Genomic DNA, 15,682 nt, shown 5'->3' with positions numbered 1-15,682 from the left:
AAGAGATTTATGAGAGAAATACCTTCAACTATGTGCAAAGCTACTAGTAAATCGGGAGGGGGTAGAATGAGTACCGAGACGACCTTCACCAAAGAACAACACAGAGAGTTAGCTGTAAGTTTGTTTAATCGCACGTGGGTTTTAATGGATAAAACTGATCGTACAGAAGATGAGGAGCTTGAAATGATTCATATGGCTCATACGTCCCGATATCATTGGGGAGTGGTTGGTGATCATGTTAATTGGTCACGTGGTGAGTGGCAGATCTCTCGTATGTACGCACTTATTGGAGCAGGAGAAGCGGCACTTAAGCACGCTCTAGCGAATAAACGAATCCACGATCACTATCAATTAACGGGATTTGATGCAGCATTTGTTGCGGAAGCCCTGGCTCGGGCTTATCGTTTGCTAGGTGAGACTGAGCATATGAAAGCTCATCTTGCCTATGCCCATCAACAAGTTGCACATATCGAAAAAGAAAGCGACCGTGATTATGTGTTAGCTGAACTTGCAACGATTTCAAGATAGTCCTAGTTTTTGGGGAGCCTTTTAGATGAGGCTTCTTTTCTTGTCTAATAGAAAGGAGCTGTAAGATGGAAGTTGTTATTTGGATTGTTATTGTCGCTTTGTTTATTTTGAGCTTTATTGGACTGCTCTTTCCCATTGTTCCTTCTGTGCTTGTATTATGGGTAGGGTTCTTGATGTATATCTTTTTAATAGATGGAGCCTCCTTATCAATCTGGTTTTGGGTTGGAGCTGGTGTTCTGACTGTCTTACTATTTGCCGCGGATTTAATCGCCAGTCAATTCTTTGTGAAGAAATACGGAGGTTCAAAGTGGAGTGAGCGAATGGCTGCTCTAGGTGTGATCGTCGGTTCGTTTATCATGCCTCCATTTGGGATCATTTTAGTTCCTTTTATCCTCGTTTTTATAACCGAGTTGATTTCAACAAAGGATCCCCGTCAAGCAGTATTGGTTGCTATTGCCTCATTTTTTGCCTTTTTAAGTGGGACGGTTGCAAAAGGACTCGTTCAACTTATCTTGATCATTTGGTTTTTTATCGAAGTTTTTATTTAGAAGCATAATCTGCTTCATATCACACAAAGTAAGAGAAGAGAGATCTCAGAAAGAAGGAAATAAGGATGCAGGAAATTATTTTAGCTATCATAGCAGGGTTAATCGTTGGTTTTGTTTTTGCTTTAATTAAGTTACCAATTCCAGCACCACCGGCTCTACCAGGAATTATGGGGATCGTTGGTATTTATTTAGGGTACAAGCTTTATGAAATGGTTTGGCCGATGATTATGAAGTAGAAGGAGAGGTTGACATGGCGTACGCTTCTTATAAGGGAACGAAGATTTTTTATGAAGTGCGGGGGAGAGGGCTACCACTTGTCTTTATTCATCCTCCTGCCATGTCCCATCTTACTTTTCGGTATCAATATCCGTTATCTTTTCTTGGTAAAGTGGTCGTTCTTGATTTACCTGGTAATGGACATAGCAAAGATAAAAATACGAAAGCTTTATCGATTGAGGAACAAGCAGAGTGCGTACGAGTGGTTTTAAAGAAGCTTCGTGCAAAAAAAGCAATCATTATTGGGTATTCAAATGGAGGCTCGATTGCTCAGGAGTTTGCCCTGCGATTTCCTGAGATTACAAGCGGCTTAATATTATTGGGTGGCTTTCCTGAAGTGGCAACTTTCATGCTAGATAAAGAATTTAAGCTTGGTATGTGGGCGGCGAAGAAAAGATGGATGTCTCTCATTAGCTATGTTCTCCCAAAAGCTCATTTTAAAAATAAAATTCATGCGAAAGAAATGCAGTCAATCATTCAAGAGGTTGATCCTAATTGGCTAAGTGAAACCTATAAAATAGGTCATGAATATCAATCCATCCACAGACTTAATCAACTTAACATGCCATTGCTATTGGTTTATGGCAAACAAGATATCATCATGCATCATTACATCTATGATTTCGTGAAAAAAGCACATGATGTAGAGGTAGTTTTGGTGTCGGGTGTTGCTCATCAAGTCCCTACAAAGCGGCAGGATGAATGCAACCAAGTGATTAGCGAATGGCTTAAACGAAGAGAGCTCGTCTAACAATAGCTTGGATCAATTCTTTATAATCGGATGAGCGAGAAAGTCGTCTTTGTATGTATCGATATAGAGCTTTCCATTTGGAGCCAACACAGCATATATCACATATTTGGTAAGATGCTAAGTTTGCCGTAATCGACCCAAGTGTAATGGTCGCAATAAAATCGAATGTCGTCATTTGAGAAATGGTTTGTTTTCCAAGTAACTTAGCACTAAGTAATAAAGAAGTAAAAGCAACAATCGTTCGTGTCAAAATTTCAACATGTTCCGCCATAGCGCCCTCCACTTTAGAATTTCTTCAACAGTCTTACCAAATGAAATAAAGCCTATGCTAATAACCCAATATAACAAAGCGTAATCAACTATTACATTTTTTCATGAACGTATGATTGACAACTCGATTTAACAGGAGTAAATTAACTCTATGAAAACGGAAGATAACCATTTCTTTGTGATGGTTTTAAAAAAAGGAGTGGTAAGACATGGCTAAAAAGAAAAAGCAGTTTGCGGTCATTGGCTTAGGGCGTTTTGGTGGAAGTGTGTGTAAGGAGTTATATGAAAGAGGGCATGAAGTGCTTGCGATCGATAAAGACGAAGATAAGGTTAGTGAGTACGTTGCTTACTCAACCCATGCGATGCAAGTTGATACGACCGATGAAAATGCGATGAAGCAAATTGGAATCACGAATTTTGAACATGTAGTAGTAGCAATTGGTGACAATATCCAAGCTAGTATCTTAACAACGCTTGTTTTAAAGGAAATGAATGTTCCTATCGTATGGGTGAAAGCTCAAAATAATTATCATCATAAAGTATTAGAAAAGATCGGGGCAGACCTTGTCGTCCATCCAGAATCAGACATGGGACGTCGTATAGCTCATAATATGGCTTCTGAAAAAGTGATCGATTTCATTGACCTTTCAGATGAATATAGTATCGTCGAACTTCGCGCAACAGATAAGGTAAATGATAAGACGCTCGTTCAATTAAATGTACGTGCGAAATACGGGGTAACAATCCTTGCTATGAAGCGAGGAGAGGAGATGAATATCTCGCCAATGCCAGATGACCTTATTCATAAAGGCGATATGCTCGTGGTCATGGGTCATAAACTAGATATTAACCGATTTGAGGACGAGGGACTTTAAGAATGAGAGCACAGACAATACGTTGTCTGTGCTCTTTGTTGTTTATAGCAGGCCTGAGATTAATGTCGCCAATTTTTCTTTGCCACGTTGAAGGAATGGTCGTGAGTTGAAAGTCTCTATTGTCATTCTTTGCGCTGTGAAAATGTCATGCTCGAGTTGATCTAACACAACTTGCACGATCCTTTGATCATACAAGAGACAATTGATTTCATGGTTAATATGGAAGCTTCGTTTATCAAAGTTTGCGGTCCCGACATCGGCCATCTGCGTATCAATGACAATGGCCTTGGCATGAAAAAATCCTCGGTAATATTGATATACTTCGATGCCCGCTACAAGTAAATCCTTGAAATAAGGAAAAGCTGCTTCTTTTACAAATGGATGGTCGCCTTTTTTGGGCAAGATTAAGCGGATATCGACCCCGCGCTTTGCGGCCTCAATAAGCGCTTTTTGCAAAGGTTTTCCAGGTATATAGTATGGGGTGCCGATCGTGATTGTTTTTTTTGCTTGGCTTATTAAAGAGATAAACGATTCCTCAAGATAACTCCCATCTGTCGGTAAGATACGTAAAGGATGAGGGCCTTCTCTAAGACTTGGGTAGAGCGCTTCTTCTCGTACAAATTTTTGCTTAGCCGTCTGCCAGTCTTCTAAAAATTGTTCTTGAAGATCCTGAACACCATCCCCATTTAGTCGAAGGTGGAAATCACGCCAAGGACCAAATTTAGGATCACGTCCTAAGTACTCATCTCCAATATTAAACCCTCCAATGTACCCAACGCGTCCATCAACAATAACGAGCTTTCTGTGATTGCGCCGATTAAGAGTGAAGAATAAATAGGGGAAGCTTATAGGGTGAGAATAAGCAAATCGCACCCCTTTTTTCTTCAGTTGCTTAATGGTCTTTCTCGATAGTTCACAACCAAAACGATCGACAAGGACACGAACTGTAACCCCTTCTTGAGCTTTATCTGCTAAAATTTTAAGTGCCTTTTTTCCAATGTGATCTTCCTTGAAAATATAAAAAAGAAGATGAATATGATGCTCTGCTTGAGAAAGGTCGGCAAATAAAGCCTCAAAAAAATCATCCCCTGTTGCAAGGAAATTAACATTCCCATAACGAGTAACTTGAGTATGGCGAGTTGCTTCCTTACGTTGCTTTTTCTGTCCGAGTACAAAATCCATTCTAAGCCAAATAAACAATAGTACAATGATCACAAGTGTAATGATCATTCCATTCATCCTCTCACCTCCTATGCCACACATTTATTTATTCGTATCATGCCCGAGTGAGAAGAGTGGTATGTATCAATTGATTATCAATAGGTCCAATTGAAACATTAGGTTGTAGTTGATCTCTCACGAAAATAACGGTGTATCCAAAGGAATCTCAGTGGCTTTAAAGGATAAAAGTCAATGGCTCATAAAAATTGTAAAAAAAAATTCAACTTTTTTATCGACTGAATGCTCATTCACATAAATATGTGCTATAATGACCGTAATAATTTATTATTTTCTAAACATTCAAATTAGACGTAGCAACTTATGTGTCAGCAGAAATATTTAGCTAGGTCGAAAAGGGGGACGTTTAAGATGGAAGCGTTAACATGGGTTAATCTTGTTGCCTTTCTACTAGTGACGGGGTATGCGTTGTACTTATTTGCTACACTCGTTATGACACGTGTTGAGTACATCAAGCTCGGTAAGAAGGCAGAGTTTGATCACTCTATGAAAGAGCGACTTGAATCGGTTTGGGTAAATGTGTTCGGACAAAAGAAGTTATTGAAAGACAAGAAGAGCGGGATCATTCACTTAATGTTCTTCTACGGATTCTTGCTTGTGCAGCTTGGCGCAATTGATTTAATTTGGAAAGGACTAGCAGTAGGCTCACATCTACCGCTTGGGCCACTGTATCCATACTTTACGTTCTTCCAAGAAATCGTTGTTGTGATGATCTTGATTGCTGTAGTTTGGGCTTTCTATCGTCGTTATGTTGAGAAGCTTGTTCGTCTAAAGCGTGGGTGGAAATCTGGTCTAGTCCTTATTTTCATTGGCGGATTAATGACATCGAAGCTACTCGCGAAAGGGATGGAAATCATCTGGCTTGATAAATCAATGAGTGGTTTTGAGCCGATTGCATCAGGAATTGCTACAGCATTTAGTTGGGTATCTCCAGCTGTTGCAGGCGGATTGTTCTTTGTTTTCTGGTGGATGCACTTATTATTCTTATTAACATTCTTAGTGTATGTTCCACAATCAAAGCATGCCCATTTAATCGCGGGTCCTGCAAACGTCTTCATGGGTCGTACGCATCAAGTAGGTCGTCTATCTTCTATTAACTTTGAAGATGAGACGCAAGAGCAATTTGGTAACAACAAGATTGAAGACTTTAATCACAAGCAATTGCTTGATTTATATGCCTGTGTGGAATGTGGTCGATGTACGAATATGTGTCCGGCAACTGGCACAGGAAAAATGCTTTCTCCAATGGATCTAATCGTTAAAATGCGTGATCACTTAACGGAAAAGGGAGCAGCTGTTACATCAAAGTCTGCATGGCTCCCGGAATTTGCGTTCTCTAATACAAAAGCAAACCAACTAGCTATGCAAGGTGCTGGTGGTCAAGAAGCGGCAGCTGGTTATGATGTAAGTCTAATTGGTGATGTGATTACAGAAGAAGAAATTTGGGCTTGTACGACATGCCGTAACTGTGAAGATCAATGTCCTGTAATGAATGAGCATGTTGATAAAATCATTGATATGCGCCGTTATCTTGTTTTAACAGAAGGTAAGATGGATGCTGATGCACAGCGTGCGATGACGAATATTGAACGTCAAGGAAATCCATGGGGTATTAGCCGTAAAGAGCGTGAAAACTGGCGCGAGGGTCGTGAGGATATCCATGTTCCGACCGTGAAAGAACTTGAGAAAAAAGGCGAGGAATTCGAATTCTTGTTCTTTGCAGGGTCAATGGGTTCATATGATAAACGAAGCCAAAAAATCGCTCAGTCTTTCGCTAAAGTAATGAACGAAGCAGGCGTGACATTTGCGATTATCGGAAACAAAGAAAAGAACTCAGGCGATACACCACGTCGTCTTGGAAATGAATTCTTATTCCAAGAGCTCGCTAGTGCAAACATTGAGTTATTCAACAAGCATAATGTGAAGAAGATCGTAACAATCGATCCTCATGCATACAATACGTTTAAAAATGAGTATCCTGATTTCGGACTTGAAGGAGTAGAGGTGTATCACCATACAGAACTTCTTGCTGACCTCATTAAAGAAGGCCGTATTAAGCCAACTAACGAAGTCGATGAAACGATTGTTTATCATGACTCCTGTTACCTTGGTCGCTACAATGAAGTATACGAGCCACCACGTGAAATTCTTGCTGCGATCCCTGGGGTTAAAGTGGTTGAGATGGATCGTAATCGTCAAAACGGAATGTGTTGTGGAGCCGGCGGCGGTATGATGTGGATGGAAGAAGATGCTGGTCAACGTGTAAACGTTGCTCGTACAGAGCAAGCACTTGAAGTTGAGCCATCGATGATTGGAACAGGCTGTCCATATTGCTTAACGATGCTAAGCGATGGTACGAAAGCAAAAGAAGTCGAAGAAGACGTACAAACGTTGGATATTGTAGAAATTTTAGAAAAATCACTTATTAAGAAGGAAACCGAACTAGTTCAATAGAATAGTAAGTAATATAGTAGAAAATTCAGGAGAGTTGTCGACTCGCGTCTAGCGAGTCCTGCTCTCATGTTTTATGACATCATATGAAAGCGCAATCACACTTGCGCTTTTTATCAGAAATTCTACCGAGCGAGCGTTCGGTCAATAAATGCATGAATCGAAAGGGGAATAACGATGAAAACAGTCATTGTCAGTGGAGCTCGTACACCTTTTGGAAAATTTGGAGGCGCATTAAGTAGCCTAAAAGCGTCTGAACTTGGGGGCATTGTTTTAAAAGAAACATTAGCTCGCGCAAACTGGAAAGGCGAGAATGTGGATGAAGTCATCTTAGGAAATGTACTTCAAGCAGGTCAAGGTCAAATACCATCTCGTCAAGCATCGAATAACGCTGAGATTCCTTGGAGTGTTAAAACGGAAACGATTAATAAAGTTTGTGCATCAGGCATGCGCAGTGTAACACTAGCTGATCAAATCATCCGAGCAGGTGATGGAAAAGTTATTCTTGCAGGTGGGATGGAGTCGATGAGTAATGCTCCTTACTACGTGCCAAAAGCAAGATGGGGCGCACGGATGGGGAATGTTGAAATGGTTGATGGAATGGTATTTGACGGCTTAACTTGCTCGTTCCGTTCTGTTCATATGGGTTCTTATGGAAATGGAGTGGCTGATGAACTAGCGTTGTCTCGAGAAGTACAAGATGAGTGGGCTGCTAGAAGTCATGATAAGGCACTTAGTGCAATTGACTCGGGGACATTTAATGATGAAATCGTCGCTGTGCCAGTACCACAACGTAAGGGTGATCCTATATTAGTAGAGCGTGACGAGGCACCGCGTCCTGGCACCACGGCAGAAGGCTTGGCTAAATTAAGACCTGCTTTCGGAAAAGAGGGCACCATTACAGCTGGAAATGCACCGGGAGTGAATGACGGAGCAGCAGCTATGCTTCTTATGTCAGATGAAAAAGCAAAAGCTGAAGGGATTGAACCACTGGCAACCATTGTCGCTCATCATGCGATTGCGATTGAGCCTGAGAATTTCCCTAAGACACCAGGTCTTGTTATTAATGAGCTATTAAATAAAGCAGGAAAAAGCGCTAGTGACATTGATCTTTTTGAAATTAATGAAGCATTCGCAGCGGTTGCCCTAGCAAGTAATCAGATTGCCGAGCTTGATCCGGAGAAAGTGAATGTAAACGGTGGTGCTGTCGCACTTGGTCACCCAATCGGAGCAAGTGGAGCACGTATTATTTTAACACTTGCACATGAGTTAAAACGTCGCGGTGGCGGGCTGGGAATTGCAGCTATTTGTAGTGGTGGTGGTCAAGGTGATGCTGTATTAATTGAAGTGAAATAAATAAACATTTAAAAAAAATAGAGGAGTGGAGTCTTCATGAGTATGAAAAAAGTAATGGTAATCGGTGCAGGGCAAATGGGCTCAGGAATTGCTCAAGTACATGCAATGGCAGGAATTGACGTGATCTTACATGACTTAAAACAAGATTTTGTTGATCGCGGACTTTCGACCATTCAAAAGAACTTAAATCGTCAAGTAGAAAAAGGGCGTCTTGAAGAAACGAAGCGAGATGAGATTCTTTCACGTCTAACACCATCAACGGACTTACAAAATGCTTCTAATGTAGACCTAGTAATTGAAGCAGCAGTGGAAAACATGGAGATTAAATCAAAGCTTTTCACTGACCTTGATAAAATCGCACCAGAACACGCGATTCTTGCAACGAATACATCTTCTCTCCCCATTACAGAAATTGCAGCTGCTACGAATCGTCCGGAAAAAGTAATCGGTATGCACTTTATGAACCCAGTTCCAGTCATGAAGTTAGTTGAGATTATTCGCGGACTTGCCACAACAGATGAAGTGTATGAAGCGATTGAAGATCTTTCACGAACATTATCAAAAACTCCAGTAGAAGTGAATGACTTCCCAGGCTTTGTTTCAAACCGTATTTTAATGCCAATGATTAATGAAGCAATTTATACAGTGTATGAAGGGGTTGCCGCGCCTGAGGCAGTCGATGAAGTGATGAAGCTTGGTATGAATCATCCAATGGGACCACTTACTCTGGCTGATTTTATCGGACTAGATACATGTCTTTATATTATGGAAACATTGCATGATGGGTTTGGAGATGACAAATACCGTCCATGTCCATTGCTTAGAAAATATGTGAAAGCTGGCTGGTTAGGTAAGAAAACGGGCAGAGGATTCTACGTTTACGAATAAGTGATCGAACAAAGCGAAGCAGCCGCTATAAAAGAAGATATACAGATTTTGGAGGTGCAGAGGATGAATTTACGATTTACAGAAGAGCAAGAAATGATGCGGAAAATGGTACGTGACTTTGCACAAGAACAAATTACGCCATTTATCGAAGAAATGGAAGAAAACGAGACGTTCCCACGTGAGATTGTCAACAAAATGGGAGAGCTTGGCTTAATGGGTATTCCAATTCCAGAAGAGTACGGCGGGGCTGGGATGGATTTCACTTCTTATATTATTGCTATTAATGAATTATCTAAAGTGAGTGCGACAGTTGGGGTTATTTTATCGGTACACACCTCCGTTGGCACAAATCCAATTCTCTATTTCGGGACGGAGGAACAAAAGCAGAAATACATTCCAAAGCTAGCTAGTGGAGAATACTTAGGTGCCTTTGGTCTTACAGAGCCTGGTGCAGGTTCTGATGCCGGCAGCTTAAAAACAACGGCGAAAAAAGATGGCGATGATTATCTCTTAAGTGGTTCCAAAGTGTTCATTACAAATGGCGGGGAAGCAGATGTATACATTGTATTTGCTTCAACCGATTCTACACTTGGTTCAAAAGGAATTTCTGCTTTTATTGTAGAGAAAGATACCCCAGGGTTTTCAGTAGGAAAGAAAGAAAAGAAAATGGGTCTTCATGGCTCAAATACAACAGAGCTTACTTTTGAAGATGCGCGTGTTCCGGCTAGTAATCTCCTAGGAAACGAAGGAGAAGGCTTCAAAATTGCAATGAGTAATCTTGATGCAGGACGAATTGGAATTGCAGCACAATCTCTTGGTATCGCTGAAGCTGCACTTGAAGCAGCTGTTGGGTACGCAAAAGAACGCAAGCAGTTCGGAAAGCCGATCGGGCAACAGCAAGGGCTTGGCTTCAAGCTTGCTGATATGGCGACAAAAGTAGAGGGTTCAAAACTGTTAGTCTATCAGGCTTCTAAACTACGTGAGCTTGGTAAGGACAGTGGAAAACAGGCGTCGATGGCAAAGTTATTTGCCTCACGTACAGCTATGGAAGTAGCAATAGAAGCTGTGCAAGTATTTGGTGGCTACGGCTATACAAAAGAGTATCCAGTGGAGCGCTTTTTCCGTGACGCGAAAATTTGTGAGATTTATGAAGGAACAAGTGAAATCCAACGTATCGTGATTGGCAAGCACTTACTAGCAGATTAAAGGGGAGAAACATAATGAACTTTTTATTAACTGATGAACAAGATATGATCCGTAAAATGGTACGCGACTTTGCGAAAAATGAAGTAGAACCAACAGCAGAAGAGCGTGATGAGGAAGAGCGTTTTGACCGTGAAATCTTTGATAAGATGGCGGAGCTTGGTTTAACAGGTATTCCGTGGCCTGAAGAGTACGGTGGAATTGGTGCAGACTATGTGAGTTATTGTATTGCAGTTGAAGAGTTATCACGCGTTTGCGCATCAACAGGTGTAACACTTTCTGCGCATACATCGCTTGCAGGCTGGCCGGTATATAAATTTGGTACAGAAGATCAAAAACAAAAATTCCTACGTCCTATGGCAGAAGGTAAGAAGATTGGGGCATATGGTTTAACGGAGCCAGGTTCAGGTTCTGACGCAGCTAGAATGAAAACAACAGCGATTCTTGATGGTGACCATTATGTATTAAATGGTTCAAAGATCTTCATTACAAATGGTGGGATTGCTGATATTTATATCGTATTTGCGGTAACAGATCCAGAAGCACGTCATAAAGGAACAACTGCATTCATCGTTGAAGCAGATACTCCAGGTTTCTCTGTTGGGAAAAAAGAGAAGAAACTAGGCATTCGTTCATCTCCTACAACTGAAATTATCTTTGAAGATTGCCGTGTGCCAAAAGAAAACATGCTTGGTAGTGAAGGTGAAGGCTTTAAAGTTGCGATGATGACACTTGATGGTGGGCGTAACGGAATTGCTGCTCAAGCAGTAGGGATCGCTCAAGGTGCACTTGATGCAGCGGTAGGCTATGCAAAAGAGCGTAAACAATTCGGTAAGCCAATCGGTGCACAACAAGGGATTGGTTTCAAGCTTGCAGATATGGCTACTAAGATTGAAGCAAGTCGTCTATTAACGTACCAAGCAGCATGGAGAGAAAGCGAAGGTATTTCATACGGTAAAGAGTCTGCGATGTCTAAGCTTTTCGCTGGTGATACTGCAATGGATGTCACAGTTGAAGCCGTTCAAGTATTTGGTGGCTATGGCTATACAAAGGACTATCCGGTAGAGCGTTACATGCGTGATGCGAAAATTACTCAGATTTATGAAGGTACAAATGAAATTCAACGCCTTGTTATCTCTAAAATGTTGTTAGCCGACTAATCAACATTAAATGATAGATCGTAGCTTCAATTTTTAGTATGCTATTAAGTAACATAAAGGGGTCTAGGGGCAGTGAGGCACCTCACTGCCAGGTAGACCATTGGCATATAAAAAAAGAAATACGATAAAAGGAAGTAGGTTGACAGGTTTGAAAAAAAAAGCAGTGCCCTCAATGGTAAAGGATCAGCAATTAGTCAAAAAACGTCGTGAGCAAATGGTTAAAGGAGCCGTGCGTCTTTTTATTGAAAAAGGCTTCCACCGCACAACAACAAGAGAGATTGCAAAAGAGTCAGGCTTTAGTATTGGAACACTTTATGAGTACATTGGTTCAAAGGAAGATGTACTCTACCTTGTATGTGATGCGATTTATGAAGAGGTACGTGATCAACTAGTCCAACAACTTGATACAAAAGCAGTCGGAATTGATCGACTAAAAAAAGCGATCGCAGCTTATTTTCGAGTGATCGATCACTTACAAGATGAAGTACTTGTCATGTACCAAGAGGCTAAGTCTCTTCCAAAAGAAGCGCTCATGTATGTATTGCAAAAAGAAGTAGAAATGACAGAGATGTTTGAAGACATTATTCGTGACTATGTAACGAACTACAACGTAACTTTAAGTGAAGATGAAATTAAGCTGATGAGCCATAATATTTTAGTGCAAGGGCATATGTGGACATTCCGACGCTGGGCCATTCGCAAGTTGTACACATTAGAGCAATATACAAAACTTCAAAGCGAGCAACTGCTTGCCCCGATCACAAAGGTTGCTAAATAAAGGAGGAAGTTTGATGTCAACAACGCAATCATATAAACCAACTAATCATGTTCGTTTCGTGACGGCTTCAAGTTTATTTGATGGTCATGATGCTTCTATTAATATAATGCGTCGTATTTTACAAGCGAGTGGTGCTGAGGTTATTCATCTTGGGCACAACCGCTCTGTTGAAGAGATTGTAAACGCTGCCATTCAAGAAGATGTTCAAGGGATTGCGATTTCTTCTTATCAAGGTGGACACGTGGAGTTCTTTAAATATTGCCATGATTTGTTAAACGAAAAAGGTGCTGGCCATATTCGCATTTATGGTGGCGGCGGTGGCGTTATTACACCTCCAGAAATTCGTGAGCTTCATGAGTACGGAATTCAACGTATCTTCTCACCTGATGATGGCCGTGAGCATGGTTTGCAGGGCATGATTGATCAAATGCTAAAAGAATGTGACTTCCCAACAGTTGAACAAGTATCAGAAGAACTGACTTCTCTTAAAGAAAAAAATGCTCGTGCTGTTGCACGTTGTATTTCTTATGCAGAGCTTCATGCTGAAGCAAAAAAAGAAGTGGCTGCTACTCTTGAAGAGACATTAGAGCAATTAAAACAAATGACAAACGAAGTACCGGTTCTTGGGATTACAGGAACAGGCGGGGCAGGAAAAAGTTCCTTAACTGATGAACTCGTGCGTCGCTTTTTGAACGAATTTTCCGACAAAACCGTTGCGATTCTTTCTGTGGACCCAACAAAACAAAAAACAGGCGGGGCGCTACTTGGTGACCGTATTCGCATGAACTCGATTCATAACCCACGTGTGTTTATGCGTAGTCTAGCAACACGTAACTCTCGAAAAGAAATCTCTGATAGCATTCGTGATGCGATTGATGTAGCGAAGGCAGCTGGATATGATCTAGTTATTGTTGAAACAAGTGGAATCGGGCAAGGGGATGCTGAGATTACGGAAGTCTCAGATGTATCTCTATACGTGATGACAAGTGAGTACGGAGCACCTTCACAATTAGAGAAAATAGACATGATTGACTTTGCTGATGTGATTGCCATTAATAAATTTGATCGCAAAGGCTCAGAGGATGCTCTTCGCCACGTACGTAAGCAATATCAACGCAGCCGTACTCGTTTTGAAGAGGCACCTGAAGAAATGCCTGTTTACGGAACGATCGCAAGTCAGTTCAATGATATTGGAACGAACACATTATTTGCCGCTCTTATGAAAGCATTAAACGAGAAATGTGGAACGGATTTTGATACGTCGATTGAGACAAGTAAAGATGTGATCAAGCAAAATGTCATCATTCCACCAGAGCAAACACAATATTTACGTGACATTGTATTGTCAGTTAGGCAGTATAAAAAGCTAACGGATGAGCAGGTTGAAGTAGCACGTAAGATCTATCAGTTAACGGGAACAATTGAAGCTATTCAAGCCCATGGCAATGCGAGTGAAGACGTTCTGAATCAACTTGAGCAAACGAAAGAATCATTCGAGCAGAAGCTTCACCCAGCTTGCAAATCGATTCTTGATAACTGGGATTCACTGAAGGAATCTTACAGTGGAGATACATTTGTGACGAAAGTCCGTGATAAAGAGATCGTAACGGAGCTTACGACTGAAAGTTTATCTGGTATTAAGATTCCAAAAGTGGCTCTTCCGAGGTTTGAAGACTGGGGCGAGATCTTACGCTGGTCAATGGAAGAGAATGTACCAGGAGCATTCCCATACACAGCAGGCGTATTCCCGTTCAAACGTAAAGGAGAAGATCCTAAACGTCAGTTTGCTGGGGAAGGTACACCAGAACGTACGAACCGTCGCTTCCACTACTTATCTAAAGATGATGAAGCCAAGCGTTTAAGTACAGCCTTCGATTCCGTCACATTATATGGTGAAGACCCTGATTATCGTCCTGATATTTACGGGAAAGTTGGAGAAAGTGGAGTAAGCATTTGTACGCTTGAAGACATGAGAAAGCTTTATGATGGCTTTGATCTATGTGCTCCGTCAACATCGGTATCGATGACTATTAATGGTCCAGCACCAATCATTTTAGCGATGTTTATGAATACAGCGATCGAACAGCAGATTAAGAAGTTTAAAGAAGAAAACGGACGCGAGCCAAACGAACAAGAATATGCTGAAGTTAAGGCCCGTACCCTTTCAACTGTTCGTGGTACTGTACAAGCGGACATTTTAAAAGAAGATCAAGGTCAAAACACGTGTATTTTCTCAACAGAATTTGCGCTTCGTATGATGGGGGATATTCAACAATATTTCATCGACCATGAGGTACGTAATTACTATTCAGTATCCATTTCTGGCTACCATATTGCAGAAGCAGGGGCAAATCCAATTAGTCAGCTAGCATTCACGTTGGCAAATGGTTTCACATACGTAGAGTATTATTTAAGCCGCGGCATGGACATTAATAAGTTTGCGCCAAATCTATCATTCTTCTTCAGTAACGGACTTGACCCAGAATATACTGTCATTGGTCGTGTAGCACGCCGTATTTGGTCAACAGTGATGAAGAATAAGTATGAAGCAAATGAGCGCAGCCAAAAGTTGAAATACCACGTTCAAACATCAGGACGTTCGCTTCATGCACAGGAAATTGACTTTAATGATATTCGTACGACGCTTCAAGCGCTAATGGCGATCTATGATAACTGTAACTCGCTTCACACCAATGCATTTGATGAAGCGATCACAACACCGACTGAGCAATCAGTTCGCCGTGCAATGGCCATTCAAATGATTATTACTAAAGAGCTCGGCCTAGCGAAGAACGAAAATTCTCTACAAGGCTCATATATCATTGAGCAATTAACAGATTTAGTAGAAGAAGCTGTTCTTCAAGAATTAGAGCGAATTAATGATCGCGGCGGTGTACTAGGAGCGATGGAAACACAGTACCAACGCAGCAAGATCCAAGAAGAGTCCATGCACTATGAAATGAAGAAACACACAGGGGAGCTTCCGATCATCGGCGTTAACACATACATGAACCCGAACGATAACTCAGAAGAAGAGTTCACCATGGAGCTTGCACGTGCAACAAAAGAAGAAAAAGAGCAACAAATCACAAATCTACGTGCCTTCCAAGAAAAGCATCAAGATAAAACAGCTGTGGCACTTAAACGACTACAAGAAACAGCAGTCACTGGCGGTAACATCTTCGAAGAATTAATCGAAACCGTCAAAGTAGCCAGCCTAGGCCAAATCACAGGCGCCCTCTACCAAGTAGGAGGACAGTATAGAAGGAATATGTAGAAAGAAAAGCTGGAGTGTTCGCTTAGGTATGAGGCGGGTGGAGGTTTGACAAAAAGAAGCGCTTTTTGCTTCGTTTGGCAAA

Annotated in this window: 13 protein-coding genes and 1 pseudogene; 12 read left to right on the top strand and 2 right to left on the bottom strand. The window is 41.3% G+C overall.

What is annotated here, in order from left to right; translation table 11 throughout:
• Positions 1 to 66: 66 nt before the first annotated feature.
• The 4 genes from RYX56_RS09265 (at position 67) to RYX56_RS09250 (ending at position 2,103) form a co-directional block, all read left to right on the top strand.
• A complete protein-coding gene (locus tag RYX56_RS09265; protein ID WP_317121775.1) occupies positions 67 to 528 on the top strand; it encodes a hypothetical protein in 462 nt (153 codons plus the stop codon).
• Positions 529 to 593: 65 nt separating this feature from the next.
• Entirely contained in the window at positions 594 to 1,076 is a 483-nt protein-coding gene (locus tag RYX56_RS09260; protein ID WP_317121774.1) for a DUF456 domain-containing protein, read from the top strand.
• 65 nt (positions 1,077 to 1,141) lie between these two features.
• Entirely contained in the window at positions 1,142 to 1,312 is a 171-nt protein-coding gene (locus tag RYX56_RS09255) for a XapX domain-containing protein (RefSeq protein WP_317121773.1), read from the top strand.
• 14 nt (positions 1,313 to 1,326) lie between these two features.
• Positions 1,327 to 2,103 carry an alpha/beta fold hydrolase gene (locus RYX56_RS09250; RefSeq protein WP_317121772.1) on the top strand — a complete coding sequence of 259 codons (777 nt, stop codon included), beginning with the start codon at positions 1,327 to 1,329 and terminating at the stop codon, positions 2,101 to 2,103.
• Between the two features lie 115 nt (positions 2,104 to 2,218).
• Here RYX56_RS09250 and RYX56_RS09245 read toward each other — a convergent pair.
• A pseudogene (locus tag RYX56_RS09245) lies at positions 2,219 to 2,374 on the bottom strand (DUF421 domain-containing protein); the annotation flags it as partial.
• A gap of 208 nt (positions 2,375 to 2,582) precedes the next feature.
• Here RYX56_RS09245 and RYX56_RS09240 point away from each other — a divergent pair.
• Positions 2,583 to 3,248 (top strand): potassium channel family protein, encoded by a 666-nt coding sequence (locus tag RYX56_RS09240; protein WP_317121771.1) that lies wholly within the window; start codon positions 2,583 to 2,585, stop codon positions 3,246 to 3,248.
• A 42-nt stretch (positions 3,249 to 3,290) separates the two neighbouring features.
• Here the strand turns inward: RYX56_RS09240 and cls are convergent, their stop codons facing one another.
• Positions 3,291 to 4,487, bottom strand: a complete 1,197-nt coding sequence (gene cls / locus RYX56_RS09235; protein WP_317121770.1) for a cardiolipin synthase — start codon at positions 4,485 to 4,487, stop codon at positions 3,291 to 3,293.
• A gap of 351 nt (positions 4,488 to 4,838) precedes the next feature.
• On the opposite strand from cls, the gene RYX56_RS09230 reads away from it, so the two are divergent.
• The 7 genes from RYX56_RS09230 to icmF all read left to right on the top strand — a co-directional run bounded on the left by RYX56_RS09230 (position 4,839) and on the right by icmF (position 15,600).
• On the top strand, positions 4,839 to 6,941 hold the full coding sequence (locus RYX56_RS09230; protein WP_317121769.1) for a (Fe-S)-binding protein: 2,103 nt from the start codon (positions 4,839 to 4,841) through the stop codon (positions 6,939 to 6,941).
• A 174-nt stretch (positions 6,942 to 7,115) separates the two neighbouring features.
• Positions 7,116 to 8,294, top strand: coding sequence for an acetyl-CoA C-acetyltransferase (locus tag RYX56_RS09225; RefSeq protein ID WP_317121768.1), 1,179 nt, complete (start codon positions 7,116 to 7,118; stop codon positions 8,292 to 8,294).
• Between the two features lie 36 nt (positions 8,295 to 8,330).
• On the top strand, positions 8,331 to 9,182 hold the full coding sequence (locus RYX56_RS09220; RefSeq protein WP_317121767.1) for a 3-hydroxybutyryl-CoA dehydrogenase: 852 nt from the start codon (positions 8,331 to 8,333) through the stop codon (positions 9,180 to 9,182).
• A gap of 63 nt (positions 9,183 to 9,245) precedes the next feature.
• Positions 9,246 to 10,388 (top strand): acyl-CoA dehydrogenase, encoded by a 1,143-nt coding sequence (locus tag RYX56_RS09215; RefSeq protein WP_317121766.1) that lies wholly within the window; start codon positions 9,246 to 9,248, stop codon positions 10,386 to 10,388.
• Positions 10,389 to 10,402: 14 nt separating this feature from the next.
• Entirely contained in the window at positions 10,403 to 11,545 is a 1,143-nt protein-coding gene (locus tag RYX56_RS09210) for an acyl-CoA dehydrogenase (RefSeq protein ID WP_317121765.1), read from the top strand.
• A gap of 148 nt (positions 11,546 to 11,693) precedes the next feature.
• Positions 11,694 to 12,323 (top strand): TetR/AcrR family transcriptional regulator, encoded by a 630-nt coding sequence (locus RYX56_RS09205; protein WP_317121764.1) that lies wholly within the window; start codon positions 11,694 to 11,696, stop codon positions 12,321 to 12,323.
• A gap of 13 nt (positions 12,324 to 12,336) precedes the next feature.
• Positions 12,337 to 15,600: a fused isobutyryl-CoA mutase/GTPase IcmF gene (icmF, locus tag RYX56_RS09200; protein ID WP_317121763.1), complete on the top strand. Its 3,264-nt coding sequence runs from the start codon at positions 12,337 to 12,339 to the stop codon at positions 15,598 to 15,600.
• The last annotated feature ends 82 nt before the right edge of the window (positions 15,601 to 15,682 follow it).

It is taken from the genome of Alkalihalophilus lindianensis (assembly GCF_032843265.1).
In the GTDB taxonomy this organism is placed as follows: Bacteria; Bacillota; Bacilli; order Bacillales; family Bacillaceae_D; genus Alkalihalophilus; species Alkalihalophilus lindianensis.
Note: the sequence above shows the minus strand (reverse complement) of the source record. Positions and strands in the feature narration are given on the sequence as shown.